The sequence below is a fragment of the Aeromonas sp. 600479 genome, assembly GCF_049175515.1.
Lineage (GTDB): Bacteria > Pseudomonadota > Gammaproteobacteria > Enterobacterales > Aeromonadaceae > Aeromonas > Aeromonas veronii_A.
Window position 1 is genome coordinate 74,237 of record NZ_JAAKVF010000014.1, and the last position, 26,519, is coordinate 100,755.

Below are 26,519 nucleotides of genomic sequence, written 5' to 3' on the forward strand. Positions count from 1 at the left end.
GGCAGTCAGTTTTTCTTGCCGTTACCCTTGTTTTTATCCTTCTGTTTGTCGTGACCTTGTCCCGGGTTATTGCCGCTGTGGATGCTGCGGTTGTAGTGATCCCGGTACTTGCCATCCATCTTGTCGCAGTTGAGTTTGATCCGGCTGTCGCCAATGCCAAGATCCAGACAGTTGTCCTGCCACCAGTCGTACTCCTTGTCATCCCAGTCGAGATTGATCTTGATGTCATCACCGGAGATCTTGATGCCATCGCTATTTTTGCTTGGCGGTGCCGCAACCGCGATGCCGTGCGCCATGAGCAGGGAAAGCAGCAGGGCGCCGCGCCGGATAACGGGGTTGTGTTTAGCTTGGGTCATCGCAAGGGTACTCCTGTTGTTACTGGTCGCTCTGCGAGTTGGCTGGGAGCTGGTTGGTTTTCGGTGGCTGGTTGCGATTCTCTTCATCTTCCAGATTGAATTTGACCGCCTTGCAGTCGACGGAGGAGGTCTCCCCGATATCCAGAGTGAGGCAGTCGTTCTGGGTCCAGCCGAACTGTTTGTCATCCCAGTCCAGATTGAATTTAAGCTCATCGACGGAAAATTCGGTGCCACCGCTCTCTGGATATTGCTGTGTCGCAGCGGCGCCGCCGGTAACCAGAAGAAGGGAGAGTAGCAAGGTGGTCGTACTGTTCATGATGGCCTCGGATAATTGCAACGGTGGATGAGTGTACGGATCTGGGCTGAACCCGAGCGGAATCGCACCTCATCTCACCAGATGATCAAGTCAGGGAGGAATTGTATCGCTTTTCTGCTGCCGATTTGTCCGTTTTGGTCGCACTCTGGGCAGCTGGTTGCCAATCTGAAGGAATTCAGTCATTTGCCCTTCTCTGTGCGAGTCTGGCGACTATAATCGGCAGCCAACTTTTCCTGCACAGCACCCCCCTTCATCATGACCACACAGGACTCCTCCACATTGCGCTACCCCAAGGGGTGGTTTGCTCTGACGACGGTATACAGTTTCACCGGGTTGGCTATTCTGGCCTCCATTATCTTCTCCCTGCTGCTGTTCCTCTCCATCGATGACAACCCGCTGATGAAGTGGCTGTTCGGCGGCTTGGCCATCATCTTCGAGCTGGGCAAGTTTTATGTCTGGTACGAGTACGGCGAGCGCAAGGCGCGGCGGGATCTGAGTGGCGCTTTCTGGTCGCTGTTGTTCTACAGCGTGCTGGCGGCCATCTCCATCGGCGGCAGTATTGGTGGCATCAACAGCGCCACCAATACGGTACTGAGCCAGCAGGCGCGCCACGAACGGGAACTGGCCCGTTTCGACGAGCAGATCGCCAGCATCGAGCGGCAGATCCAGCTCAACGAGGAGGCGGCCCGCAAATATATCGAGCTGGAGCGGATCTCCAGTGGCGTCTCCTCGTTGCAGCACGCCAATACCAAGCTGCGCTTGCAGCAGGATGAGCTGCGTCAGCAGCGCGATGCCAAGCCGGTCAACGAACAATCCTCCATGTTGGGGCTGATGAGCAGTCTGGCGGACGGGGTGGGGATGAGCATCAGTCAGGTGCAGTTCCTGCTGGTCTGCTTCCTCTCGGTGTTGCTCGACGTGTTCGGCGCCTTTTTCGTCAGTCTGATCGGCGAGGAAAACCGCTTTCGCCGGATGTGGCGCTGGCAGCAGGAGCAAGCTCGCAGAGAGGCGCAGGCAGCGTTGGCGATGGCTGCCCAGCCCGAGCCCATCATGCCCCCCGAGCCCGCCCCCGAGGTGTTGGCGCAGGTGCGCGGTGCGCTGGTGAGCGGTGAGCTCAAGTGCAGCAAGCGCTCGGTGGCACAGGCGTTGTCACTCTCGCTGGAGGAGGTGGATCGGGTGTTCCACCATCTGCTGTCGCAAGGGGTGTTGGGGCAGGGGAGCAATCGCCACTACTACCTCAATCCGGCGCTGGAGCAGCAAGCCGGATAGTGAGAAGGCCACCGAAACTCGGTGGCCTTTTTCGTTATCGAGTGGCTGTGGCACTCAGTGAGTCAGCACCATCATCAGGCTGAGGAAGGCGGCCAGTCCGCCACCGATGCCGATGATCCAGTAAAACCCCTTGGCCCCCTGTTTGAGCGGGATGCGGAAGTAGAGCAGAAATGCCCACCACCCCAGTGCCAGCAACAGAGGAATAAGAAACATTCGAGCCATGGTGTCCTCGCTGTTATTCTGTTGACCCTTGATCAATCAACAGGATGGATTGTGCAATGACGCAACTACAGATTACCGCATTCGGTGACCCCTCGGTACTCAAGCTCAACCCTTCCCTCGATAAGGTGCCAGCCGATGGCGAAGTGCGGGTGCGCATCTGCTTTGCGGGGGTGAACCCCATCGATGCCAAAACTCGCGCCGGTCTTGGCTGGGCGGCGGCCCAGAACAAGGACAAGCTGCCCTGGACACCGGGTTATGACGTCTCCGGCGTGGTAGAGAAGGTGGGCCCCGGCGTGACCTCGCTGGTCGAGGGGGATCGGGTGTGCGGCATGGTCGGTTTTCCCCTTACCGCAGGTGGCTACGGGGAGTCTGTGGTGGCAAGCGAGAGCGAGCTGGTCAAGCTCGACGGGGTGAGCCTGCAGCAGGGGGCGGTGCTGCCGTTGGCCGGTCTCACCGCCTGGCAGGGGCTGCTTGAGCACGGCGGCCTCCAGAGCGGTCAGCGGGTCTTGATCCTTGCCGGTGCCGGTGGTGTCGGCCATCTGGCGGTGCAGTTTGCCAGCGCCTATGGCGCCGAGGTGGTGGCTACCGCCAGCCCCGACAACCATGGCTTCCTGCACGCTCTGGGGGCGCGCTGGATGGTGGATTACCACGACGCAAACTGGCCAGCAGCTGTGGTGGCAGAGGCCGGCCAGGTCGATCTGGTGCTGGATCTGGTAGGCGGCGAGAGCGGCAAGGCGGCGTTGGCCTGTGTCAAGCTGGGTGGCCGCTTGGTGACTGTGCCCACCATTACCGCCCAGCAGATCAAGGATGCTGGGGCTGCGGCGGGTATCGAGGTGGTCGGCATGCTGGTTCACCCCGACCAGAAGCAGCTGGGTCAGATGTTGATGCTGCTGCGTCAGGGGGAGGTGAAGGTCACCCTCGCCGGTGAATTCCCCCTGGCCGAGGGGGCGCTGGCCCATCAGGCCATCGAAGGGGGCCATGTACGCGGCAAGCTGCTGCTGCGGATGCCTGCGGCCGACGGCTATCCCGGATGAGCGAGATGATGGAGATGGCACATGGTGTGGCTGTTATTGAGCGCCTCGCGTCCTTGCCTGGGGGGGGGGGGGACGCGCATCATGAATGAGTTAATGGAGATGGGGCTGGGGTGGCTCTTTTTGAGCGCCTTTACCTCAGCCACTCTGTTGCCCGGCAGCTCGGAAGTGCTGCTGGGGGCCATGGCGGCGAAAGGGGAGTGGAGCATGGCGAGCCTGCTGCTGTGGGCGACGCTCGGCAACACCCTCGGCTCCATGACCACCTGGTGGCTTGGCTGGCTCGCCACCTTCAAGAAAAAACCGGAAGATTTTCAAGGCCGTGGGGAACAAAAAGCCTTAGGCTGGCTCAAACAACATGGTCACTGGTGTCTGCTGCTTGCCTGGACGCCGGTGGTCGGTGATGGTCTCTGTCTGTTGGCCGGTTGGCTGCGCCTCTCCTTCTGGCGCTCTCTCATTTTGATCGGGCTCGGCAAATTGTTCCGTTATGCCCTGGTTTTTCTGCTGGCCAGTCACATTTTCTAGCCTGTTTTTGTCACTCACGAGGTCACTGTGAACAAAGTCATACCTTTAACGATTCTGCTGGGCTTCACCCTGCCGGTGCTGGCGGCACCGACCCTGATCGCCGAACAGGGCAAGGAGGAGGGCAAGCTCGCCATCCCCTATCAGATGTACAAGCTGGACAACGGCCTGACTGTGATCCTGGCCCCCGACCGCTCCGATCCGCTGGTGCACCTCGATGTGACTTATCACGTCGGCTCATCCCGCGAGACGGTCGGCAAGTCCGGTTTTGCCCACTTCTTCGAACACATGATGTTCCAGGGCTCGAAACACGTTGGTGATCAGGAGCATATGCGGATCATCAACGAAGCCGGTGGCGACATGAACGGCACCACCAACAAGGATCGCACCAACTACTACGAGACCGTGCCTGCCAACCAGCTGGAAAAAGTGCTCTGGCTGGAGGCGGACCGGATGGGCTTCCTGCTCGATGCGGTGAGCCAGAAGAAGTTCGAGATCCAGCGCGCCACCGTCAAGAACGAGCGGGCCCAGCGGGTCGATAACCAGCCGTACGGGCTGGTGAGCGAGAAGGTGGGGGAGGCGCTCTATCCGCGTACTCACCCCTACTCCTGGCAGCCTATCGGTTACGTGGAAGATCTCGACCGGGTCGATGTGAACGACCTCAAGCAGTTCTTCCTGCGTTGGTATGGTCCCAACAACGCCACCCTGACTCTGGGCGGCGACTTTGACAGCAAGCAGGCTCTCGAGTGGATCGAGAAGTACTTCGGCTCCATCCCGCGCGGCCCGGACGTGGCCGAGCCGACGCCAAAGCCGGTGACCCTGCCCGAGACCCGCTACGTGACGCTACAGGACAAGGTACACCTGCCGCTGCTCTATATCAGCTACCCCACCGTCTCTCTTGGCGATCCGCAGGAGCCGGCACTCGACATGTTTGCCGACGTACTCGGCGGTTCCGCCAGCTCCATGCTCTACCAGTCGCTGGTGAAAACCGGCAAGGCGATCGATGTGGGGGCGTCCCACTATTGCGAAGAGCTGGCCTGTACCCTGACCGTCTACGCCTATCCCAACCCGTCGCAGGATGGCAGCCTCAAGACCCTCAAGGGGGAGGTGGACAAGGTGATCGGCGAGTTCGCCCAGCGCGGCCTCAAGCCGGAAGATCTGGAGAAGGCGATCGCCAAGTACCGCGCCTCCGCCATCTGGGGTCTGGACAGCGTCTCCGGCAAGGTGAGCCAGCTCGCCATGGGTCAGGTGTTTGCCCAGGATCCCAACTATGTGTTCAAGACTCTCGATGCCATCGGCAAGGTGACACCTGAGCAGGTGAAGGCCGCCTACGACAAGTTCATCGCCGGCAAGCCGGCGGTGGTGCTGAGCGTGGTGCCCAAGGGCAAGACCGAGTGGCAGGTTGCCACCCCGAACTTTACCCCCGCCAAGCGCGAGCTGCCGGATTACAGCAAGCATGACGAGGCGCTGGCCGAACGACCGGTAAAAGACAATTTCGATCGCAGCGTGCAACCCAAGGCGAGCGAGGCGGTGAGCGTCAAGGTGCCCGCCATCTGGCACGGCAAGCTCGACAAGAACATCGAGATCATCGGCACCAAGAGTGACGAGATCCCCGCCGTCTCCATCATGATTGCCCTGCCGGGCGGCATTCGTGCCGAAGATAAGGGGCAACTTGGGCTGGCCAATCTGACTGCCGCCATGATGGGGCAGGGCACGGTGCGCCTGACCGAGGCTCAGCTGAGCGACGAGCTGCAAAAGCTGGGCTCAAGCATTGATGTCTCCAGCGCCCAGTACAACAACCTCATCACCGTCAGCTCGCTGGCGGACAAGTTGCCCCAGACCATGGCGCTGGTGCGCGAGGTGCTGGAGCGCCCGGGCATGCGGGAGGCGGACTTCGAGCGGGTCAAGGCGCAGCTGCTGCAAGGGATGCAACAGGCCCAGCAGCAGCCCGAGTGGCTGGCCGGGCAGGCGTTCCGCGAACTGGTCTACGGCAAGCAGAACCGCCTCGGGCAACCTACCGACGGGGTACCGGCCGATGTGGCCAAGCTGACCCTGGCGGACGTGAAGCACTTCTATCAGGCCTACTACAACCCCACCAACGCCAAAGTGGTTGTGGTCGGTGATGTGGACCAGAAGCAGATCGAGGAGCAACTTGGCTTCCTGACCGAGTGGAAGGGGGCTAAGCCAACCCTGGGAGATCTCAAGCTCAAGGGTGAGCAGGCCAAGCCGGGCATCTATCTGGTCGACAAGCCGGGGGCGCCCCAGTCGGTGATCCGCATCGGCCGTCGCGCCATGCCGTTTGATACCACGGGGGATTACTTCACCGCCGGGCTGATGAACTTCAACCTGGGTGGCAACTTCAACAGCCGCATCAACCTCAACCTGCGGGAAGACAAGGGTTACACCTATGGCGCCAGCTCGGGCTTCTCCGCCAACCGCGAGGTGGGCACCTTCGCCACAGGCGCCAATGTGCGGGCCGATGCGACTGTGGATGCCATCCGCCAGTTCCTCAAGGAGATGGACAACTACCGCAAGAGCGGCCCGACCCCGGTCGAGCTGGCCTATATGCGCAGCGCGGTTTCCCAGCAGGATGCCCTCTCTTACGAGACCTTGGGCCAGAAGGCGGGCTTCCTGCTGCAGATGGTGATGTATGACCTGAAACCGGACTATGTGCAGGCCCAGAACAACCTGATCAAAACGGTGTCGCCCGAGGCGCTGAAGGCCAGTGCCGCCCGTTGGCTCAATCCGGCCGACATGGTGATCGTGGTGGTGGGAGACAAGCAAAAGCTTGAAAAACCCCTGAAGGAGCTTCATCTTCCCATCTATCCGCTGCAGTTGCCGTAACTGACGCTTTATAAAAATCAAGAGCCGCCCCGGATGGGGCGGCCTCACATGAGCCGTGAATATGACTACAACAAGCTTGTCGCTCACCGAGTTGCTGAATGCGTTGGGATCACCGGAGCGCCTCACCGCGCTCAAGGGGATCCGGCGCGGGATCGAACGTGAATGCCTGCGCATCACGCCGGATGGCCGGCTCGCCCAGAGTGACCATCCCCGGGCGCTGGGCTCGGCCCTGACCCATCCCAATATCACCACCGACTACTCGGAGAGCCTGCTGGAGTTCATTACCCCGGCCACCGACTCCATCGACAGCCTGATGGAGCAGCTCGGCGACATCCATCACCATGTGATTCAGCATCTGGGTGACGAGCGGATTTGGCCGCTCTCCATGCCCTGCTTCGTCGGCGGGGAAGAGAGCATCCGGCTGGCCCAGTACGGCAGCTCCAATATCGGCAAGATGAAGACCCTCTACCGTCAGGGTTTGAAGAACCGCTACGGCAGCCTGATGCAGGTGATCGCCGGGGTGCACTTCAACTTCTCCATGCCCGACAGCTTCTGGAGCGAGTGGCAGGACCTGGTGTGCGAAGGGTGCTGCAGCCAGCGCTTTATCTCCGACAAGTACATGGGGCTTATTCGCAACGTCTACCGCTTCGGCTGGCTGGTGCCCTATCTGTTTGGCGCCTCCCCGGCCATCTGCGAATCCTTCCTCAAAGGGCGCAAGAGCAACCTGCCGTTCGAGAAGACCGGCAAGGGCACCCTCTATCTGCCTTACGCCACCGCGCTGCGTCTCTCCGATCTTGGCTATACCAACAGCGCCCAGGCTGGGCTCAAGATCAGCCACGACAATCTGCCGGCCTATGTCAGCAGCCTGCGCCGCGCCATCAACACCCACAATCCCGACTTTGCCAAGATCGGGGTCAAGGTGGATGGGGAGTATCGTCAGCTTAACGACAACGTGTTGCAGCTGGAGAACGAGCTCTACGCCCCGATCCGCCCCAAGCGCACCCCGCGCAGCGGCGAGAAGCCCTCGGATGCGCTGGATCAGCGCGGCATCGAATACATCGAGCTGCGTACCGTGGACGTCAACCCCTTCACCCCGCTCGGCATCGATGCGGATCAGATCCGCTTCTTCGATCTGTTCCTGGTCTGGTGCCTGCTGCGCCCCTCTCCGGTGCTGAGTGACGAGGAGATTGCCCGCAACCGCCGCAACCAGAACAAGGTGGTGCTGGAAGGGCGTCGTCCCGGCCTGACGCTGGAAGATGAGCAGGGCAATGTCATTGGCCTCAAAGAGTACGGCCTCAAACTGTTTGACGAGCTGGCTCAGGTAGCCGATCTGCTGGATCGCTGCTGCGGCCGCAACCGCTATCGTGAGACGCTGGCGATGCACCGCGAGAAGCTGCTCAACCCCGAGCTTACCTACTCCGCTCGCATGCTCAAGGAGCTGCTGGAGAGTGGCAAGGACAACGGCTGCTATGGCGACAAGCTGGCGACCCGCTATCGCGAGGAGCTGCTGGCAGGGGAGCTGCAGTACTGGGATGAGGCCTACTTTGCCGGTGAGGCGAAGGATTCGCTGGCCAAGCAGCGCGAACGCGAGCGCAGCGACAGCCTGTCGTTCGATGACTTCCTGGCCGACTACTTCGGGACCAGTAAGACCCCGGCCTGAAGGCGGGTTCGTACCAACCAAAGTGCCAACAAAAAGCCGCTCGAGTGAGCGGCTTTTTTATTCCTCTGAACCTGAGCGATATCAGACGTGGTTATACATGGCCTCGATTTCGCTCTGGTACTTGGCCTCAATGATCTTGCGGCGCAGCTTCATGGTGGGGGTCAGTTCACCCAGCTCCATGGAGAAGGCGCTCGGCAGCAGGGTGAACTTCTTCACCTGCTCGAACTTGGCCAGCTCTTTTTGCAGATCGGCGATGCGGGCTTCGAAGAACTCCATCACCCGGGAGTGGCGCAGCAGCTCGGTCTTGCACTGGTATTGCAGGTTGATGGAGCGGGCGTACTCCTCCAGCGACTCGAAGCAGGGCACGATCAGCGCCGAGACGAAGTGGCGGGCATCGGCGACGATGGCGATCTGCTCGATAAAGCGATCCTTGCCGATGGTCCCTTCCACCAGTTGCGGGGCCACGTACTTGCCGTTGGAGGTCTTCATCAGCTCCTTGAGGCGTTCGGTGAAGTAGATATTGCCCTGGCTGTCGAGCTCACCGGCATCGCCGGTACGCAGGAAGCCATCCTCGGTCATCACCTCGGCGGTCGCCTCCGGCTTGTTGTAGTAGCCGCGCATTACTGTGGGGGAGCGCACCAGCAGTTCGTTGTTCTCACCCAGCTTCACCTCGATGCCGTTCAGTGCCGTGCCAATGGAGCCGAGCTTGAACTGGCTGTCTTCGTAGCAGCAGACGGTGGCGGTGGTCTCGGTCATGCCGTAGCCGTACTTGAGGTTGAGTCCCATCGCCTGGAAGAAGAGGTTCACATCGTCAGCCAGACGGGCGCCTGCCACCGGCAGGAAGCGGGTGCGGCCGCCAAAGCGGGCGCGCAGCTTGCGAAACACCAGCCGCTCGGCGAGCCAGAGCTGGCCGTAGAGCAGCGGGGAGGCGGACTTGTCCGCCTGACGGGTGGCAACCATCTGCTTGCCGACCTTGGTCGCCCAGCCAAACAGGGCGCGGCGCAGAGCCGGAGCCTGAGCAACTTTGGCCTGGATCATGGCGTAGGCCTTCTCGTAAAGGCGCGGTACGGCGCACATTACGGTCGGCTGCACCTCGCCAATCACATCCATCACCTTCTGCGGATCGCGGATATAGACGTTCTCGGCACCGCAGTAGAGCACGTAGTAGCTCCAGGCGCGCTCGAACACGTGGCTGAGCGGCAGCATGCAGAGCGACACATCCTGCTGATTGAGGTCGAGGCGGCTGTTGTGCATCTCGAAACAGGCGGCGATGTTGGCAAAATCGAGCATGACCCCCTTGGGCTCGCCTGTGGTGCCGGAGGTGTAGATCAGGGTCAGCAAATCATCCATCCGGTACTGGCTTTCCCGTACTCGCAGCTCTTGCTCGCTGGGCTGATGGTTGCCGGAGACCAGAAATGTCTGGAAGTGGCTCGCCTGCTCGCAGCCGCGCAGATTGACGTTGCCATCGAGAGCGATGAGCTGGCGGATCTCGCCGCTTTCAATCAGTTGCAGCGCCTGATCGAACTGGGGTTGTTCGCCAACGAACAGCACCTTGATGCCGGCATCTTTGACGATGTAGCGCAGCTGATCGAGCGTGCTGGTGGGGTAGATAGGGACGCTGACGCCGCGGGCGGCCAAGATGCCGAGATCGGCCTGGGTCCATTCCGGCATGTTGCGGGCATAGATGCCGACCATCTCGGTGGGCTGGTGGCCGGCACGGATCAGCGCCTGTGCGCAGTAGTCCATGGCCTGGCCCAGAGTACGCCAGCCGATGGCGCGCCACTGGCCATCTTGCTGAACCCGCAGGGCAGCCTTGTTGCCAAGCTGGGCAATACGTTCACGCATCAGTCGAACCAGATGAAGCTTCGGCATCAGTTAAACATCCTTTAATTACAGTTGTACGCCCGCGAGGGCACTAAAAATCGGGCTAGAGTTTAAACTCCAACATTACAGCTTACAAGTGTTCGCCGTTTGTCTTGGATCACAAAGAGCGCAAATAGCTCTCCCTTTGCGCAGACTGGCCGATACTGCTAGGAGGCAGAGAGAGGGTTAACGATATGAATCTGTGGGTGAAAGGGGCGTTGGCCGCGGTCGGGCTGATGGTGGTGGGGGGCGCTGCGTTTTGGTTCTTTGCCGGAACGTCATCACAGGGGCCCGCCAATCCCTGGTATCAGGGGGCCGAGGGGTATCAGCAAGCGCAGCAACAGGCGCTGGCGTTGGGCTATCCGCTGCTCTATGTGCTGGAGACCCCCAAGTGCCGCCGCTGCGGCGATCTGGAGAAGAAATTCTGGCAGAGCAAGGAGATGGCTGGCCCGCTTGCCCGGCTGGTGAAGGTGCGGCTCAACCCGGGCAAGGGGGATGGCAGCGAGCAGATCCTGCGCCGCTTTCCCAAAGTCGCCACACCGCCCGGCATCTATATCCAGCAGCCGGGGCAGCCCCTCAGGCCCATCAAGATAGTGGTGGATATCGACCAGATCTGGATGCCGGGAAAAACCTGGCAGCGTGGCTTCTATATGCCGCTCTCCGGGGCCGGATTCGAGGCGGTGGTACATACCACCCTGGCCTTGCAGGATCCCGCGCTGGACAACGCCCCCCTCGATTGAGGGGGGACAAAAGGCTTGGGCGCGACGAACAGGCTGGATCAGCCGAAATCGAACAGTCGCGACATCAGCACCGCATCTTCCCTGTCGTTGCCGGTGCCGTAGTAGTCGGCGCGGCGGCAATACTCGGCAAAACCGGCGCTCTCGTAGAGGTTGATGGCGGTCTGGTTACCGGCCCGTACCTCGAGAAACCAGGCCTCTGCCCCAGCTTGCTTGCTGCGCGCCAGATAGGTCTGCAACAGCGCTCGTCCCAACCCCTTGCCCTGAAACGCCGGATGCACGCAGATGTTCATCAGCGAGCTGTCACCGGCCACCAGATCCGAGATATAGAAGCCCGCCGGGCGACCATCGACCAGCATCAAGCCGTTGAGATAGCGAGGGCCGAAGCAGGAGAGCAGGTTGGCCTCACTCCACGGCTCCTTGTGGGCAGCCTGCTCAATGGGGTAAACAAGGTCGAAATCGGCTTCGAGCAGGGGGCGAAACTCAGGCATGGTGACTCCGGGTAGCTGAATAGGGGATGTCTCGGGGTTGTCAGACACAACTTTTGTAAAATCAGGTAAATAGAGCTGCTTCAGTGAGGATGTTGAAGGCAGGATGCAGGATCATGCCGTGGAACTTGCCATATGTCGGCGCAGTTGTTGCCACAAGGCTCGCTTTTGCGCGGCGCTGGGGTCTAGCGGACAGATCAGCGCATCGGGTCGTTCCGGGTTGGCCTCCGTCAGCCAGAGTAGCGGCGAGGCGCCCGCCGTTTGCAGATCGGCAGGCGGCAGCTCGCTGAGCAGTGAGACCTCCTCGGGTGTCATGCCGAGCAACTGGCAGATATCCGCCAGCAGCGTGGTGGCAGGCAGCTGAGGTGCCAGCAACCAGAGTTTGCCGCTGGGCAGCGGGGCGCTGGTGGCGGGGGCTGTCTGGCTGGTATGTTGCTCAAGCTCTCGAGCGGGGTCTGCGCCCAGCAATGCCGGACGACGCAGTTGCCAGCTTTGAATGCCCATGCGGGCCAACATGCTCTGACGAACGGGATCTTGCATTTGAGGCGACTCACTCTTGATCTGCATTGGGGAAAAATGTGTTGCGCAGGGTACACTCGAACCGCTTTTGCTGCACCCTTTGCAACGCATCATCTGGCGCATGCTGGCATGGTGCCATCAGGACACTGGCTATGCATGGGCGCAGCACGCTGCCGATACGGTATCGCACTGCCTTTGCGTTTTTTCCTGCCAGAGGCGGGTATTGTGCGGCAAGAGATACCAGAATAAACATCATAACAAGACAAAACCCAAGGTCGAGCAAATGGATATCACGCCTTGGGGTCATCATTATCCCAGCTTCGGAACCGTCTCTATGTCGCCTTTAGCTCAAGCCAAGAACCCTGCGCGTCTTATTCCTATCCAGGAGCGCCTGCCCCGATTGCTGGCCGCCCTCGGTGAGGGACTCTACGAACGGCAGGATGCCCTGCGCCTCGGTCTGCTGGCGGCCCTCAGTGGCGAGAGTGTCTTCTTGCTGGGGCCACCCGGTATCGCCAAGAGCCTGATCGCACGCCGCCTCAAGCTGGCCTTTCACGACGCCCGCCACTTTGAATACCTGATGACCCGTTTCAGTACGCCGGAGGAGGTGTTCGGCCCCCTCTCCATTCAGGCGTTGAAAGAGGATGGCAAATACCTGCGCCTCACCGCTGGTTATCTGCCAGAGGCCGAGGTGGTGTTTCTCGACGAGATCTGGAAGGCGGGCCCCGCCATCCTCAACACCCTGCTTACCGCCATCAACGAGCGACAGTTTCGCAACGGCGACAGCCAGCACCCCATCCCGATGCGGTTGCTGGTGACCGCATCCAACGAACTACCGGCGCCGGATAGCGGGCTGGAAGCGCTTTACGACCGGATGCTGGTGCGGATCTGGATGGATCGGGTGCAGGAGAAAGCCAACTTTCAATCCATGTTGGCCAGCGATGGTCACGCCCACCAGAACTTGCCGGAATCCCTGCAGATCCGGGGTGATGAGTACGAGCAGTGGCAGAGCCAGATTGAACAGGTGCGCTTGCCGGATGCCTGTTTCGAACTCATCTATCAGCTGCGCCAGCAGCTCGACAGCCAGTTGGCCCACCGCTGCTATGTGTCGGATCGTCGCTGGAAGAAGGCGGTACGGCTTATCAAGGCGAGCGCCTTCTTCAACGGTCGTGACGAGGTCGCGCCGGTAGATCTGCTGCTGTTCAAGGACTGTCTATGGCATGACGAGGAGTCTCGTACCGCCCTGCTGGAGATGATGACCGAGTTTTCCCGCCTCTATGGTTATCAGCAACTGGCGATGACCCGCCAGCTGCTGGCGCTGCGGGATCAATTCAAACAGCTCAAGCAGGGCGTGTCCCAGCGTCTCTGCTGCAAGGCACGCAAGCGTAAACAGTGGTTTGGCCGTCGGGCGAGGGGGATCGAGATCCCCCTCGCCAATGCCAGACCCTTTGGTAAACAGGTACACTTCCATCTGCTCACCCCGGCCCCGCTGGATGGCAGCGATCCCGAGCGTCTTACCAGCACCCTGGTGTTCGATCGTACCCTGCTCTCCCATTGGCATCCGACCGGTGAGGCGCTGGTGGGCTATGAGTTCGGCAACCCGAAAGAGGGGCATTACGAGCTGGTGCTGGACGATGAGCTGCGCCTGCAGGTGCTCGATATCCAGCGCCAGCAGATCCCGCTGGTATTGATGGAGCGCAACGCCATCCCCGAGGTGGTGCTGGCGCCCTGGCTGCAAGCGCTCGACGAGCAACTGGTCCAGGTCGGCAAGGTGATGCAGGAGCTTAAACAGCAGCGCACTCTGTTCGAGCGTCATCGGCAGCACCTATTTATTGCCCAGCGCTGGCTGCAACAGGTGGAGGACAGTTTCTTCGTGCTGAACCGGGATCTTGAACTGCTGCGTGGCGAGTTGGTGCATTGGCGTGAGCGGTTGCCAAGACTGGACGAGTAAGGAGCGCTCATGCTTGAGATTGGCATGCTGGATCTGGGGCTCCTGATCGGTGAAGGGGAGCTTGCAGGGGAGGTGGCACTTTTGCTTGCTGCGTCGCCCAAGATCTCCGAATTTATCAAACGCTCCCCACTGCAGGGCAAGCTGCTGAAAAAGCGCCTGCAGAGCTGGGGTGAGCAGCTTGGCGAGGAGATCCGTCACAAGCCGGTGCCGGTGGCGCTGGAGCAGGAGTACTTGCTCTATCAGGCGCACCGGCAGTTGCCGATGACCGAACTGATAGGTCGTTTGCCCACTCTGCTGGAGTCGCTGGATCACTACAGCCCCTTCGCCGGTGAGGCACGTTCCTTGGTGCGCCAGCTGATGGCCCATCCTACCGAGGGGCTGCGCCAGCTCTTTATCGACAAGTGGCGTGCCAGTCTGGTGGGTAGCCTGCTGCAACTGCAGCAGCAGATCGCCGAGGCGGAGCGGGAGAAGCAGCGTCAGGAGATTGAAGATCAGCTGCTGGCGAGTCGCACCCTGGCTGATGCCCTTGATCCTAATCAGATTTCCGCGGGCGGCCTTTGGGATCTGGCGCAGGGGCACTGGCACAAGCGCAGCCTGGTGCTGATCAAGCAGTATGCCCGTATGTTGCAGCGCGAGCCATTGCTGGCTGAGATTGCCGGTCTGCTGGGGCGCAGCGAGCGGGATCGGCGGGCACAGGAACAGCCGGTGCCGCCGGTCGAGGTGCTGGAGCTGGAACCGGCACCCAGCGATGATGTGCCCGACGATCTGGTGGGCATTCATCAGGCGAGCGACCTGATGCGGCTGCTGCCCAGCGAGGCAGTAATGCTGGGGCTGCCTGAGCTGGAGCTGGAGTTTTACCGTCGCTATCTGGAGCGGCGTCTGCTCAGCTATCAGTCGCGGGGTACCCTGCCGCGCCAGCGCATCATGCTGCGTACCCCGGAGCAGGGGGGCAAACAGCTGCAGCAGCGCGGTCCCTTTATCGTCTGTGTCGATACCTCCGGTTCCATGGGGGGCTACCCCGAGGAGTGTGCCAAGGCACTGTTTCTGGCGCTGCTCAAGGTGGCGATGGATGAGAAACGCGGCTGCTACCTTATGCTCTTCTCTACCGAGGTGGCGACCCTGGAGATCACCGCCGATACCGGACTGGACAAGGCAGAACGCTTCCTTTCCATGAGCTTTCACGGTGGTACTGATCTGGTGCCCTGTCTCGAGAAGGCGCTGGTCAAACTCGATGAGCCCGCTTTTGCCAAGGCGGATGTGCTGGTCATTTCCGACTTTATCGCCCAGAGCCTGCCCCACGCCTTGCTCGATCAGATGAACCGCTATCGTCAACGCCAGACCCGTTTTCACGCTGTTGCCATGTCCCGTCACGCCAAACCGGCACTGCTGCGGGTTTTCGACAACAGCTGGTTGCTCGATTGTGGTCTGCTCGGTCGGCTGCTTCGGCGATGGCAGCATCATTAGTCACCGGGATGGGGCAGCTCATCTCTTTTCTCCCTGCATCCCCATCTTATTCCAACATTATGATATCCCTGTGAAATGTGACCAGGTAGCCATTCGAAATATCTCTCCTTGCGGTAGCCTATATAGCCATTGTTACAGGGGACAAGAGAGTGATTTTCCAGTATCGGCTTGCCCGGTGCTCTTTCCCATTGATCCGGAGTGTGTATGAGCCGACTTGCCTTGCTGCTGTTGTTGGCGGTATTCGGGCTTGCAGCCAACCCCTTGTCACCCGAGCAGTTGGAAAATGAACTGGAGGGTATGGAGCGTGCCCACCAACCGATAGCGTTGTTGCGGGAGCGTGTAACTCGCTTGCTACAAGATGACAGCGCCTATCCGCCGTCACAGCTAATGCGGATCCGCCGTCTGGCTTGCTGGACGCAATCTGCCGATGACATTCTGGCATCTCGCCGTGCGATTGCGTATGCCGACAGACAACTGGTGCTGGCTCAAAAACAGGAAGATGACGCAGCCATTGCAGAGTTGCTCATCTGTCGTGGCTGGTTCAATCAGCTACTCGGCGAGGTGGCACAGGCTCGTCGTGATTACGATGAGGGGCTGCGGGTGGCTGGGGAGGCTGCCCTACCCAAGCTGGAGGCGCTAGCGCTGTCCCACCGGGGAGCCATGTTGTCGTTTCAGGGGGCATCCGGAAAAGGATTGGTGGATCTCTCCAGGGCGCACGACATCTACGAACAGTTGGGATTGACCACCTGGTACAACCGTACGCAGCTCGAGATTGCCGCCGCGTTTCGTCGCATGGGCCTCTATGCCGAGGCGTTTACCACCCTGAATCGATTGCATGATCACTTTGCTCACAGCCATGACGAGTTCGGTCTGGTGAGGATGAGAGAGCAGTTGGCTCTGGTTTATCTGGAGACGGGACGCTATCAGGAAGCACAAAATGAGCTTGAACATAGTCTCGCTTTCTTGCATCAGCCCGAGTACCGGATTGAACATGCGGATCGTCAGGTGATGCTGGCGGAGGCTCTGCTCGGTCTGGCACATACGAAGGAGGCCAAGCGCTTGCTGGTGCAGGCTGCTGGCGTGCTCACTCCTGACGTAGACCCTATCCTCTACGCCCATCTCGAGCTGGTGATGGCTAAATTACAGGTGAAAATACGGGAGCCTGCCCCGGCCCTGAGCGCGCTGGAGAAGATTGAACCGATCCTGGAAGCTGAGGGGCACACTCGTTACTTGATGGACCTCTATGCCGTCCGAAGTGGTGCATTCGAGTTGCAAGGGGACTATCCGGCGGCATTGGCGGCGCTCCGAGAGCATCTGGCACAGGAACAGCGTCTCGACCAGATGCAACGAGAGCAGAGTACCGCCTGGGTGCGCGGCCAGTTTGAACTGACCCGCCAGGCGGAGGAGAACAAGCGGTTGCGGGTCGAGCAGCAGTTGCAACAGCAGGAGCTGGCGCGGATCAAGGAGCGTCGCTTTTGGTTGCTGGTGGTGATGGTGCTCTGCGGGGGCGTGGTTTTGCTGACGATGAGATGGTTGCTTGAGCGCAATCGGCGAATGCATCGGTTGGCCTTTACCGATGAGCTGACCGGTATCGATAACCGGCGTCGGGTGCTGGTGGATGGTCGTGAACATTTTGAGCTGGCCCGCAGACAGCAAATGCCCTTTTCACTGTTGCTTTTTGATATCGACCACTTCAAGCGGATCAACGATTTGCTGGGGCATCATCAGGGAGACCGGGTACTGCAGTGGGTATCCCGAATGGTGGCAAGAGAGTTGCGGCAGCAGGATCTGTTGGGCCGCACCGGCGGAGAGGAGTTTTTGGCGCTGCTGCCGGAGACGGGGCTGGAGGAGGCGTCTCGTGTGGCGGAACGGATCTGCTCCAGGATCGGTCAACGGGCGTTGCCCGGTTTGTCTCATCCGGTGACCATCAGCATCGGGTGTGCTTGCCTGCGCGATGATGATCAGGATCTGGCCGCGTTGATCCGTCGTGCAGATGCTGCTCTCTACCGCGCCAAGGGGGCTGGGCGCAACCGGGTGGAAACAGACAACTGACGGACTGGGTATTTTTCACCCGTACGGGTATAATGCCGCGCAATTTTGCTTTGACTCAGGCGAGAAGACCCATGTAACGCAACCCTCCTCCCTCTCTCCACCAGGTTGGCAACACGCCAGCTGGCGTGGCTTTCGTTGCGTATACATGTGCCGTGAGCGGCATTCCGGATTTATTCCCACGGTGGCTGATGCCACCGCTCAATAGAAGAACGTTGAATTATGTCAGCTGAATTTCTGAGTGAAGTCTCCAAGAGACGCACTTTTGCGATCATTTCGCACCCGGATGCGGGTAAAACCACCATCACCGAGAAAGTCCTGCTGTTCGGACAGGCCATTCAGCGCGCCGGTACCGTCAAGGGCCGTGGCTCGGGCCAGCACGCCAAATCCGACTGGATGGAGATGGAGAAGCAGCGTGGTATCTCCATCACCACCTCGGTGATGCAGTTCCCCTATGCCGACTGTCTGGTCAACCTGCTTGACACCCCGGGTCACGAGGACTTCTCCGAAGATACCTACCGTACCCTGACCGCGGTCGACTGCTGCCTGATGGTCATCGATGCCGCCAAGGGTGTTGAAGACCGGACCCGCAAGCTGATGGAAGTCACCCGTCTGCGTGATACCCCCATCCTCACCTTCATGAACAAGCTGGACCGCGAAGTGCGCGATCCGATGGAAGTGATGGACGAGGTGGAGCGCGAGCTGAAGATCATGTGTGCCCCCATCACCTGGCCGATCGGTTGTGGCAAGTCCTTCAAGGGGGTCTATCACCTCTACAAGGATGAGACCTATCTGTATCAGAGCGGTCAGGGCCACACCATCCAGGAGAAGCGGGTGGTCAAGGGGCTGAACAACCCGGAGCTGGATGCCGCCGTCGGCGAAGATCTGGCCCAGCAACTGCGCGACGAGCTGGAGCTGGTGCAGGGCGCCTCTCCCGAGTTCGATCACGATGCCTTTATCGCTGGCGAGATGACCCCGGTCTTCTTCGGTACTGCGCTGGGTAACTTCGGTGTCGATCACATGCTGGATGGCCTGACCGACTGGGCGCCGGCACCCATGCCGCGCAAGGCCGAGAGCCGCGAAGTGGTAGCGACCGAGGAGAAGTTCTCCGGCTTCGTGTTCAAGATCCAGGCAAACATGGATCCGAAGCACCGCGACCGCATCGCCTTTATGCGTATCGTATCAGGCACTTACAGCAAGGGCATGAAGATGCGCCACGTGCGTATCGGCAAGGATGTGAACATCTCCGACGCCGTGACCTTCATGGCCGGTGACCGGGAGCAGGCGGAAGACGCCTTCGCCGGCGACATCATCGGTCTGCACAACCACGGTACTATCCAGATCGGCGACACCTTCACCCAGGGTGAAGATCTCAAGTTCACCGGTATCCCGAACTTTGCACCGGAACTGTTCCGCCGCATCCGCCTGCGCGATCCGCTCAAGCAGAAGCAGTTGCTCAAGGGGCTGGTCCAGCTCTCCGAAGAGGGGGCGGTACAGGTGTTCCGTCCGCTGATCAGCAACGATCTCATCGTTGGTGCGGTCGGTGTGCTGCAGTTTGACGTGGTGGTTTCGCGCCTCAAGAGCGAGTACAACGTCGAGGCCATCTACGAGGCGGTCAACGTCTCCACCGCCCGCTGGGTGGAAGGGACCGACGTCAAGAAGTTCGAGGAGTTCAAGCGCAAGAACGAGGTCAACCTGGCCCTCGATGGCGGTGACAACCTCACCTATATCGCGCCGACCATGGTCAACCTGCGCCTGGCCCAGGAGCGCCACCCGGACGTGGAGTTCCGCCAGACTCGCGAGCATTGATACTGCTTACCGAATCCCGCCAGATGGCGGGATTTTTTATCTATCAAGGAGAGATGATGGCTGAATCGATGAATCCCGCCTGCTCGGCTCTGGTTGAGCGTTATCTGTTATCCCTACCCGTTGAAGCACGAGTACGCCATGTGTCTGCTGACTACTTTTGTGCTGATGAACACAATGCCAATCTTTGTGCCGAGCTGGTGGCAGCAGGGCGCAAGCGAGCGACCTGTAGCCTCGCTTACTGGTATCTGGAGAAGGGCGAGCGGATGCCGGAACAGGGGGACCTACTGGTGGTAACCGACTGGAGTGGTCAGCCCAAGGCGCTGGTTGAAATAGTCTCGGTCACCTTGTGCCGATTCGATGAGATTGATGCTGCGTTTGCCGCCGAGGAGGGGGAGGGAGATGGCTCTCTGGCTTGGTGGCGCGAGGCGCACAAGGCATTCTTCGAGCGCGAGATGAAGGCGGAAGGGGGCGAATTTGATGAGCACGCCACGCTGGTGCTGGAGCGATTCCGGGTAGTGGCGCTGCCGCAGTAAACGAAGCGGCAAGCAGGGAAGACTCCTGCTTGCCGCTATCACTTTAGAGCGCCAGGTCTAACACCATGCAGATCTCGCAATCCCCGTGGCCGGTGCAGCCAAGGGGGCCGGGCAGGTGTTCAAAGCCCAGTGATTCATAGAGGCTGGTGGCTTCGCGCAAGACCTCGGTCGTTTCCAGATAGCAGCGCTGATAACCAAGCGCACGCGCCTCGTCCAGTGCCTGCAACACCAGCCGCTTGCCAAGACCCAGTCCGCGCAGGGCGGGCATAAAGTACATCTTCTGCAGCTCGCAGACTCCCTCTTCTCCCGCCAATGGTGCGATACCGCCACCGCCGAGGATGGAACCGTCCGGCCCTTCGATAACCCAATAGCGGCTCTTTTCCCCCTGATAGCTCTGGGAGAGGGTGTCGAGATTGGGATCCGAGACGCCATATCCCTTGTCGGCGGTGAGCCCATATTCAGCCGAGACGGTGCGGATAACGGTCGCGATGTGAGGGTTGTCTGCTTCTGTGATAGGGCGAATATGGTAGCCCTGCTGGCGGCGAGCGCGGGAGAGGGCGCTGCGGTAGAGCAGCATGCCGCTCCACAGCTGTTCGCGCTCGGATTGGCTCAGCTGCGCCAGCATCTCTTCCATCGCCCCGTCCATCTCCCGATGCAGCGTCAGCAACATCGCCTGCCCCTCGGCAGTGAGGCGGGCCTCCTTGCTGCGCCCGTCGGATGGGTGCGGGTGCCAGCTGATAAGCTCCCGCTCGGCGAGGCGGGCCAGCGGACGGCTGGCGTTGGATTTGTCAATGTGCAGCTTTTCTGCCAGCTGCTGGTTGGTGGCCGGGGCATTCTCCAGCTCGATCAGCAGGTGAGCCTCGATGGGTGTGAGGGCCAGGTTGCCGCACTGCTGGGAGAGCATGCCGAGTTCGCGAACCAGATCGCGCGACAGGGCGCGCAGGGGACGGGGATCCATATCGGGATTTCCTGTTTAGTTGTGTATGACAACTAAAATAGCTTAAAAGTTGTAATTCGCAACCTTTTGCTGTGATGACTTGCAGAATATGGGGTGAGCGGCAGCTCCGTTGATTGGGCTGCCGCAGGGGGGTCGTCAGGCGGCGGCTCTGATGGCCAGCTCCGGGCGGCGGGAGAAGCAGCGGGCGAGCAGCAGCATGGTGACGACGCCTATGGTGCCCAGCACCAGCCAGGGGAGGGCCGGTTGTCCCTGTTGCAGCGAGAAGTCATAGAGGGAGCCGCCGCCTACATAGCCGGTCATGCCTCCCAGCGCCAGCCCGAGGCGGCTGAAGCCCATGTAGCTGCCGCGGGCTGTGGGGTTGGCAAGCCGGGTCATCAGGGTCTCCCGGGCCGGTTCACTGATGATTATCCCGAGATAGAAGCATGCCAGCAGCACAAAGAGGCCGGAGAGGGTGCTGACGAAAGCGACCAGACCTATCCCCACCGTCATCATCAGAATGCCTGCCAGCAGGCGATTCTCGAGGCGATAACGCTGTTCGCTGAAGCGGGCGATGGGGTAGAGCAGCGCCAGTGACAGCGCCGTTTCCAGGCTGTACATCCAGCCTACCGCCGTGGTGGTGCCGGAGAGCTGCTTGACCAGAATGGGGAAAATCAGCATCACCTGTACCCACAGCATGTAGTAGCCGCTTAAGATCAGCACCAGTCGGCAGAAGGCGCGATCCGCCAGCACCTGCTCCAATCCTTCCCGCATCGGAGTCGCTTTGACCGAGAGGCGGTAGGCGGGCAGCAGGGTCCAGTTGCATAGAGCCGCCAGGGTGAAGAGTCCGGCGCCCAGCAGGCAGACGTAGGTGAAGTCAAAGCGCAGCAGCCAGCTGCCGAGCAGGGCACCGGTGACGGCTCCCGCGCTCTCCAGCATCATCAGCAGGGAGATAAAGCGGCCCCGCTCATGGGGACGGGTAAATTTGATCACCAGTGCCGCCCGTGGCGGGTCGAACAGGCAACCGCCCAGTCCAGAGAGGAAGCAGGAGAAAATCAGCATGGCGCCGCTGTCGGCCCAGGCCAGGGTGGCAAAGCCGACGGCGCGCAACAGCATGCCGGTGACGATGAGCGGGCGGGCGCCAAAGCGGTCAGCGAGTGAGCCGCCGAAGATCCCCAGACCCTGCTGGGTCAGCTGGCGCAGGCCGAGGGCCAGCCCCACCAGACCGGCGGCCCAGCCGAGCTGGTCGACGAAGCGCAGGCTGATCATCGGCATCACCACAAAGAAACCCAGGATCACCAGTGTGGTATCCAGCGCCAGAAACCAGCGTCCCCAAAACCTCGCCCTATCGACCATAACGCCCTCTCATTCACAGATACCTTCATTCTGGAGAGGGTTTAGATATAGTGGTAGACGACAACTACCTATATTTCATATCAGGATTATTTATGTCTATGGATCTGGACGATCTGCAATTGCTGCTGGATGTGGCCGAGCTGGGCAGTTTTAGTCAGGCGGCGGCCATTCGTGGCTGGTCACAGCCGCTGGTGAGCCAGCGGATTGCCCAGCTGGAGGAGAGCCTCGGGGCGCCGCTGTTTCAGCGCCATCGGCGTGGGGTGACGCCGACCCGCGCCTGCGAGGAGTTTCTCCCTGCCGCCCGCTCGGCGCTGGCCACTCTGAGTGAAGGACGGTTGGCACTGCAGGGGGCGCCTGCGCTGCCTTGTATCCGTCTCTCCAGCCTGCCATCCCTCACTTCGGTGGTGTTTGGCTCGCTATTGATGGAGCTGGTGGACGAGCCGTTTGAGATCCGCTGCACCACGGATCACTCCGGCGAGATCATGCAGTCGCTGCTGACCGGCGAGGCCGATATCGGCTTTGTGCTCAAGCGCCCGCCGGTTGCGGGCCTGCAGATGGAGCTGCTCTGTTGCTCCCCCATTATCGCTATCGCCTCGCCATTGCATCCGCTGGCCGGTTGTCACGGCCTCACGCTGGAGGATATTGCCGACCAGCGGCTGGCACCTCAGGTGTGGGGGCCGGGGTGTGACGTCTTTATCCAGCAGTTGCGGCGGCTGCGGCGGGCCGCCAGCCCCCTGCATGCGGTGCAGCCCGCCAGTGCGGCGCGGGATCTGGCGCTGGAACACGGGTTCATCACCCTGATGCCGGAACTGGCCATCAAGCGGGATCTGGAGGTGGGGCGGCTGGTCAGGCTAGATGTGCGCAATCTGCCGCAAGAGCATTGGGATGTGATGATGGCGTGGCGCGGTGGCAAGCGGCCCAATCCGGCCCGGGAAACCGTGTTGGCCACCGCCCGCACGCTGGCGAAACGGTGGCGCAATGAGTAGAGCGATGCGGGACAAGGCCCGCACCGGGTGGATCAGTAGCTGGCCTTGAGGGTCACGCCACTGAACGCGGAAAACCCTGACAGCTGCACATGCCAGGTGCCCGCCTTGGGATTGGTGAACGAGCAGCTTTCGTTATTGCCCCCCTTGTAGGGGCGGCAGTCGTAACTGCTGCTGGTGGGGGCGCTGCCAAAGCGGACGTAGAGGTCGGCATCTCCGGTGCCGCCGCTGCTGCTGATCTGCAGCGACCTGGTGCCCGCCGGCACGTTCAGGGTGTAGTTGAGCTTGCCACCCTTGCTGGCGGCGAGGTTGCTCACCGGCACGCCGTTTCGTAGCACGTTGTCGCTCGGTGGCGGCGTGCTGCCGCAGCTGGCATCGACCCCGACGGTCTGGAAGGCCCGTGCCACATCCGCCTGACTGTAACCCAGATCGGCGGTTGCCCGGCTGACGCCGCAGGCCCCTTGCTGGTAGTTGGTGTTGGCACCCCAGTAGAGGCGGTTGGCCAGCAAGAAGACTTCAAATGCCTTGCGGGTGTTCCAGCCACTGCTGGTTGCGAGCAGGTAGAAGGCGCGGTTATAGACCCCTGAGCTGTGGTGTACATCCATCCCCTCCTGATAATCCGCCGCATGGCCGATGGATCTGCCATCCCGGGTCGGATCCTCGAAGTAGCGCAGGGAGCCGTTGCCCTTGAAGATCTGGGCGCCAACCAGCCAGTCGTTGCTCCCCTTCATGTAGAACTCGGCCGCTTCACCCGCCATATCGGAAAAGGCCTCGTTGATACCGCCGGATTGTCCTGAATAGATCAGCCCCGAGTTCTGCTCGGTGAAGCCGTGGCTCACCTCGTGGGCCGCCACATCAAGGCTCACCAGCGGGTGGAAGGTGGTGGCGCCGTCACCGAAGGTCATCTGGCTGCCATCCCAGAAGGCGTTCTCGTAATTCTTGCTGTAGTGAACCCGCATCTTCAGTTTGAAGGTGAGGGGCGCCGTGTTGTACCAGTTGCGGTACATGTCGAACACCACGTTGCCGAAGTAGTGGGCGTCGTTGAGGGGCGAGTAAGCGCCGTTGATCTCCTTGACCCGGTTCTCCGGGCAGGTGAACTGGTGGATGGCACCGCCAGAGGTGGCGTGGTTGAGGTTGATGGTATCGACGTTGGGGCTGGTCATCCGGCAGTTGTCATCGACGATGAGTGGGCCAAAATCGGTGCCGTAGAAATATTTGCCGGTCTTGATGTTGCCCCCCGGGCCGGTGGCGTCCTTGTGGTTGATCCCCTCCCAGCGTTTGAGCTCCTCACCGCTCTGGGCATCAAGTATGACGAAGGGGCGGCTTGGCTTGTCACCTTCGGCGATGAAGGAGACCTGATAAACCAGCCGGGCCAGCCCGTTCTCATCCTGCATCACGTAGAGTTTGACCTGCTCGTTGCTCCCCTTGCTGCCCGCCTTGGCCTTGCTGGCGGCATCCTGTGGCGAGAGGGTGGCGGCCGGGCTTGCCACATCCTGATCGATCTGGCGCAGCATGCGTCCACTGGCCTGTTGCAGCTGGCCGTTCAGGCTCTTGTCAGCCACCACCACCTGACCCATTACCGGGATGCCGTTCCAGACCTGCTCGTAGCGGATCCGCTGCTGGCCGTTGGGCAGCTTGACCACCCGTACCTGACGAAACTCGCCATCTTCCAGCTGCAAGGTACCACTCGCGGCACTGAGGCCTGTCATGGCCCGGATGCCGTTTGCCGTTACGTTGATCTCTACCTCTTGCGCCGCCAGTGCGGCGCTTCCCCAGCAGGCCAGCGCAACGGCCAGATAAATTTTATTCATCTCTTCTTTCCTTAAATCGATGAGGTTGATAAACCGACCGAAGGTCGGGCGTTTTGAAGCTAGTGCCGGTGGGGGAAAGTGCCCCCTGTCAAAAGTGACAGCGCAGCACAAAGGGGTAGCAGGATCTGCCAAAGTGCCGTTTTGGGGCATTCATCGGCGCCATGTGGAGAGCATTATCCGGTTTCAGACACCCACCCTCCTCTTTTGAGGGAGGAGAGAACGCACGCTGTCACCCTCTGCGAGACCTGCCGGAGGGGAGGCGTAAAAGTGGCTGGCGCGGCCAGTGGCGATTGGCTACATTGGGTGCTGGTTCGCGATTTGAGCACTGATTTGAAAGGAGAATCCCATGTTTTCATGGCAGTTGGACGACGAGCTTGCGCTGCTCTTCTTGCAGCCCGATATGGCGAGCGAACTGTTTGCCCTCTGCAATGACAACCGGGAGTACCTCTCCCAGTGGCTACCCTGGCCGCCACTGATCCAGCGCCCCGTCGACAGCGCCCTCTTCATTCGCAGTGCCATCGAGAAGTTCGCCCGGGGTGAGGGGCTCACCACTGCCATCGAGTATCAGGGGGAGGTGGTGGGGGTCATAGGTTACAACAGCATCGATCATGACCTTGGCAAGGTGGTCATCGGTTACTGGCTGGCGGAGCGCTGGCAGGGTAACGGCATCATCACCCGGGCCTGTCAGGCCCTGATCCACCACGCCTTCGAGGAGATGGGGATGGAGAAGGTGGAGATCAGCGCCGCCACCGATAACGAGCCCAGCAGGGCTGTTTGTGAGCGGCTCGGGATGCAGCTGGAGGGGGTGACCCGGCGCGCAGAGCGGCTGGGCAACCGGATTGTGGACCACGCCCACTACAGCCTGCTGCGCGATGAGTGGCTAAGACAGAGGGAGTCCTGATGACGCTGCCACATATCAAGACGGCTCGTACCCACCTGACCATACTGTCGCCGGATCAGGCACCCATGATGCTCGACTTCTACCGGCGCAACCGCGCCCATCTCGCCCCCTGGGAGCCGCTGCGGGACGAGCACTTTTACACACTCTCTTACTGGCATGCCCGGCTGCAGGACAGCTACAGCCAGTTCTTCAACGGCACTGGCGTCAATCTGGTGGCCCTCGATCCGGCTGGCGAGCGGGTGATCGCCACCTGCAACTTCAGCAATATCCTGATGGGGGTCTTCAAGGCGTGTCATCTGGGCTATGCCATCGACCAGCAGCATCAGGGGCAGGGGGTGATGAGAGAGGTGCTGTCAGCCGCCATTGACTACCTGTTTCGCGAGCACGATCTGCATCGCATCATGGCTTGCTATATGCCTGCCAATCAGCGCAGTGGCGCCTTGCTGGAGCGGCTCGGTTTCGAGCGGGAGGGATTCGCGCGGGCATATCTGATGATCAATGGCCGCTGGGAGGATCACATCCTCACCTCGCTGATTAATCCGGCCTCCTGAACGACAGATAAAAAAACGGGCCCGAAGTTGCCTTCGGACCCGTCTTCGAATGAGGTGCAGGCTTAGTTGGCCTTGGCATCGCTCACTGCAGCTTCAACCTTGGTAGCCGCTTCGGTAGCAGCTTTTTCTACGGTTGCAGTCGCTTCGGAGGTGGCCTTTTCTACGGTAGAGGTGGCTTCGCTAGCGGCTTTTTCTACAGTGGCAGCAACTTCGGCGGCCGGAGCAGCAGGAGCGGCAGCTTTTTCTTCTTTCTGACCGCAAGCAGTCAACATCAGACCCAGGATACCGGCTACCAGTACTTTGTTCATGTGCATTCCCTCAAATAAATATGGAGAGATGGTCTGTGCAACCATCACAGC

24 protein-coding genes are annotated in these 26,519 nt (G+C 60.6%); 14 read left to right on the forward strand and 10 right to left on the reverse strand.

Annotated elements, in window-relative coordinates; all coding sequences use genetic code 11:
• Nucleotides 1-5: 5 nt before the first annotated feature.
• Nucleotides 6-356 carry a hypothetical protein gene (locus tag G5149_RS15000; RefSeq protein ID WP_042053367.1) on the reverse strand — a complete coding sequence of 117 codons (351 nt, stop codon included), beginning with the start codon at nucleotides 354-356 and terminating at the stop codon, nucleotides 6-8.
• Nucleotides 357-375: 19 nt separating this feature from the next.
• Complete coding sequence (locus G5149_RS15005) at nucleotides 376-672, reverse strand: hypothetical protein (RefSeq protein WP_216980107.1); 297 nt, start codon at nucleotides 670-672, stop codon at nucleotides 376-378.
• Nucleotides 673-927: 255 nt separating this feature from the next.
• On the opposite strand from G5149_RS15005, the gene G5149_RS15010 reads away from it, so the two are divergent.
• Entirely contained in the window at nucleotides 928-1,938 is a 1,011-nt protein-coding gene (locus G5149_RS15010; protein ID WP_139408451.1) for a Preprotein translocase subunit SecY, read from the forward strand.
• Between the two features lie 54 nt (nucleotides 1,939-1,992).
• Here G5149_RS15010 and G5149_RS15015 read toward each other — a convergent pair whose 3' ends face one another.
• Entirely contained in the window at nucleotides 1,993-2,160 is a 168-nt protein-coding gene (locus G5149_RS15015; RefSeq protein ID WP_005308905.1) for a hypothetical protein, read from the reverse strand.
• A 56-nt stretch (nucleotides 2,161-2,216) separates the two neighbouring features.
• Here G5149_RS15015 and G5149_RS15020 point away from each other — a divergent pair, with 56 nt between their 5' ends.
• The 4 genes from G5149_RS15020 to gshA all read left to right on the forward strand — a co-directional run bounded on the left by G5149_RS15020 (nucleotide 2,217) and on the right by gshA (nucleotide 8,214).
• Complete coding sequence (locus G5149_RS15020; RefSeq protein WP_421212811.1) at nucleotides 2,217-3,194, forward strand: NADP-dependent oxidoreductase; 978 nt, start codon at nucleotides 2,217-2,219, stop codon at nucleotides 3,192-3,194.
• An 81-nt stretch (nucleotides 3,195-3,275) separates the two neighbouring features.
• Nucleotides 3,276-3,713 (forward strand): YqaA family protein, encoded by a 438-nt coding sequence (locus G5149_RS15025; RefSeq protein ID WP_101531118.1) that lies wholly within the window; start codon nucleotides 3,276-3,278, stop codon nucleotides 3,711-3,713.
• A 27-nt stretch (nucleotides 3,714-3,740) separates the two neighbouring features.
• Nucleotides 3,741-6,554 carry a M16 family metallopeptidase gene (locus G5149_RS15030; protein ID WP_421212813.1) on the forward strand — a complete coding sequence of 938 codons (2,814 nt, stop codon included), beginning with the start codon at nucleotides 3,741-3,743 and terminating at the stop codon, nucleotides 6,552-6,554.
• A gap of 61 nt (nucleotides 6,555-6,615) precedes the next feature.
• Nucleotides 6,616-8,214 carry a glutamate--cysteine ligase gene (gene gshA, locus G5149_RS15035; protein WP_337073230.1) on the forward strand — a complete coding sequence of 533 codons (1,599 nt, stop codon included), beginning with the start codon at nucleotides 6,616-6,618 and terminating at the stop codon, nucleotides 8,212-8,214.
• Between the two features lie 81 nt (nucleotides 8,215-8,295).
• On the opposite strand, the gene G5149_RS15040 is transcribed toward gshA, so the two are convergent.
• The gene (locus tag G5149_RS15040) at nucleotides 8,296-10,086 is read right to left on the reverse strand and encodes a long-chain fatty acid--CoA ligase (RefSeq protein WP_337073231.1); all 1,791 of its coding nucleotides are present in this window, start codon (nucleotides 10,084-10,086) and stop codon (nucleotides 8,296-8,298) included.
• A 227-nt stretch (nucleotides 10,087-10,313) separates the two neighbouring features.
• On the opposite strand from G5149_RS15040, the gene G5149_RS15045 reads away from it, so the two are divergent.
• Nucleotides 10,314-10,817 carry a hypothetical protein gene (locus G5149_RS15045; RefSeq protein WP_371155262.1) on the forward strand — a complete coding sequence of 168 codons (504 nt, stop codon included), beginning with the start codon at nucleotides 10,314-10,316 and terminating at the stop codon, nucleotides 10,815-10,817.
• Between the two features lie 38 nt (nucleotides 10,818-10,855).
• Here G5149_RS15045 and rimI read toward each other — a convergent pair whose 3' ends face one another.
• Complete coding sequence (rimI, locus tag G5149_RS15050) at nucleotides 10,856-11,305, reverse strand: ribosomal protein S18-alanine N-acetyltransferase (RefSeq protein ID WP_337073233.1); 450 nt, start codon at nucleotides 11,303-11,305, stop codon at nucleotides 10,856-10,858.
• Nucleotides 11,306-11,416: 111 nt separating this feature from the next.
• Entirely contained in the window at nucleotides 11,417-11,842 is a 426-nt protein-coding gene (locus G5149_RS15055; protein WP_216980114.1) for a DNA polymerase III subunit psi, read from the reverse strand.
• Nucleotides 11,843-12,155: 313 nt separating this feature from the next.
• On the opposite strand from G5149_RS15055, the gene G5149_RS15060 reads away from it, so the two are divergent.
• The 5 genes from G5149_RS15060 to G5149_RS15080 all read left to right on the forward strand — a co-directional run bounded on the left by G5149_RS15060 (nucleotide 12,156) and on the right by G5149_RS15080 (nucleotide 19,624).
• Nucleotides 12,156-13,769: an ATPase RavA domain-containing protein gene (locus tag G5149_RS15060; RefSeq protein WP_236347561.1), complete on the forward strand. Its 1,614-nt coding sequence runs from the start codon at nucleotides 12,156-12,158 to the stop codon at nucleotides 13,767-13,769.
• A 9-nt stretch (nucleotides 13,770-13,778) separates the two neighbouring features.
• On the forward strand, nucleotides 13,779-15,233 hold the full coding sequence (gene viaA, locus G5149_RS15065; protein ID WP_421212817.1) for an ATPase RavA stimulator ViaA: 1,455 nt from the start codon (nucleotides 13,779-13,781) through the stop codon (nucleotides 15,231-15,233).
• A 204-nt stretch (nucleotides 15,234-15,437) separates the two neighbouring features.
• Complete coding sequence (locus tag G5149_RS15070) at nucleotides 15,438-17,285, forward strand: diguanylate cyclase (protein ID WP_421212819.1); 1,848 nt, start codon at nucleotides 15,438-15,440, stop codon at nucleotides 17,283-17,285.
• A gap of 219 nt (nucleotides 17,286-17,504) precedes the next feature.
• Nucleotides 17,505-19,091: a peptide chain release factor 3 gene (gene prfC / locus G5149_RS15075; RefSeq protein ID WP_005341267.1), complete on the forward strand. Its 1,587-nt coding sequence runs from the start codon at nucleotides 17,505-17,507 to the stop codon at nucleotides 19,089-19,091.
• 56 nt (nucleotides 19,092-19,147) lie between these two features.
• Entirely contained in the window at nucleotides 19,148-19,624 is a 477-nt protein-coding gene (locus G5149_RS15080; protein WP_421212821.1) for an ASCH domain-containing protein, read from the forward strand.
• Between the two features lie 43 nt (nucleotides 19,625-19,667).
• On the opposite strand, the gene G5149_RS15085 is transcribed toward G5149_RS15080, so the two are convergent.
• Both G5149_RS15085 and mdtH read right to left on the reverse strand, forming a co-directional pair.
• The gene (locus G5149_RS15085; RefSeq protein WP_421212823.1) at nucleotides 19,668-20,582 is read right to left on the reverse strand and encodes a bifunctional helix-turn-helix transcriptional regulator/GNAT family N-acetyltransferase; all 915 of its coding nucleotides are present in this window, start codon (nucleotides 20,580-20,582) and stop codon (nucleotides 19,668-19,670) included.
• A gap of 135 nt (nucleotides 20,583-20,717) precedes the next feature.
• Nucleotides 20,718-21,914: a multidrug efflux MFS transporter MdtH gene (gene mdtH / locus G5149_RS15090; RefSeq protein WP_421212825.1), complete on the reverse strand. Its 1,197-nt coding sequence runs from the start codon at nucleotides 21,912-21,914 to the stop codon at nucleotides 20,718-20,720.
• A 92-nt stretch (nucleotides 21,915-22,006) separates the two neighbouring features.
• On the opposite strand from mdtH, the gene G5149_RS15095 reads away from it, so the two are divergent.
• A complete protein-coding gene (locus tag G5149_RS15095; RefSeq protein WP_005340524.1) occupies nucleotides 22,007-22,900 on the forward strand; it encodes a LysR family transcriptional regulator in 894 nt (297 codons plus the stop codon).
• 32 nt (nucleotides 22,901-22,932) lie between these two features.
• Here G5149_RS15095 and G5149_RS15100 read toward each other — a convergent pair whose 3' ends face one another.
• Nucleotides 22,933-24,708, reverse strand: a complete 1,776-nt coding sequence (locus G5149_RS15100; protein WP_421212826.1) for a M4 family metallopeptidase — start codon at nucleotides 24,706-24,708, stop codon at nucleotides 22,933-22,935.
• A gap of 346 nt (nucleotides 24,709-25,054) precedes the next feature.
• On the opposite strand from G5149_RS15100, the gene G5149_RS15105 reads away from it, so the two are divergent.
• Nucleotides 25,055-25,609 carry a GNAT family N-acetyltransferase gene (locus G5149_RS15105; protein ID WP_005340529.1) on the forward strand — a complete coding sequence of 185 codons (555 nt, stop codon included), beginning with the start codon at nucleotides 25,055-25,057 and terminating at the stop codon, nucleotides 25,607-25,609.
• On the forward strand, nucleotides 25,609-26,160 hold the full coding sequence (rimJ, locus tag G5149_RS15110; RefSeq protein WP_421212828.1) for a ribosomal protein S5-alanine N-acetyltransferase: 552 nt from the start codon (nucleotides 25,609-25,611) through the stop codon (nucleotides 26,158-26,160). The genes G5149_RS15105 and rimJ overlap by 1 nt, the downstream gene beginning before the upstream one ends.
• A gap of 62 nt (nucleotides 26,161-26,222) precedes the next feature.
• Here rimJ and G5149_RS15115 read toward each other — a convergent pair whose 3' ends face one another.
• Nucleotides 26,223-26,468, reverse strand: a complete 246-nt coding sequence (locus G5149_RS15115) for a hypothetical protein (protein WP_193860654.1) — start codon at nucleotides 26,466-26,468, stop codon at nucleotides 26,223-26,225.
• Nucleotides 26,469-26,519 lie beyond the last annotated feature (51 nt).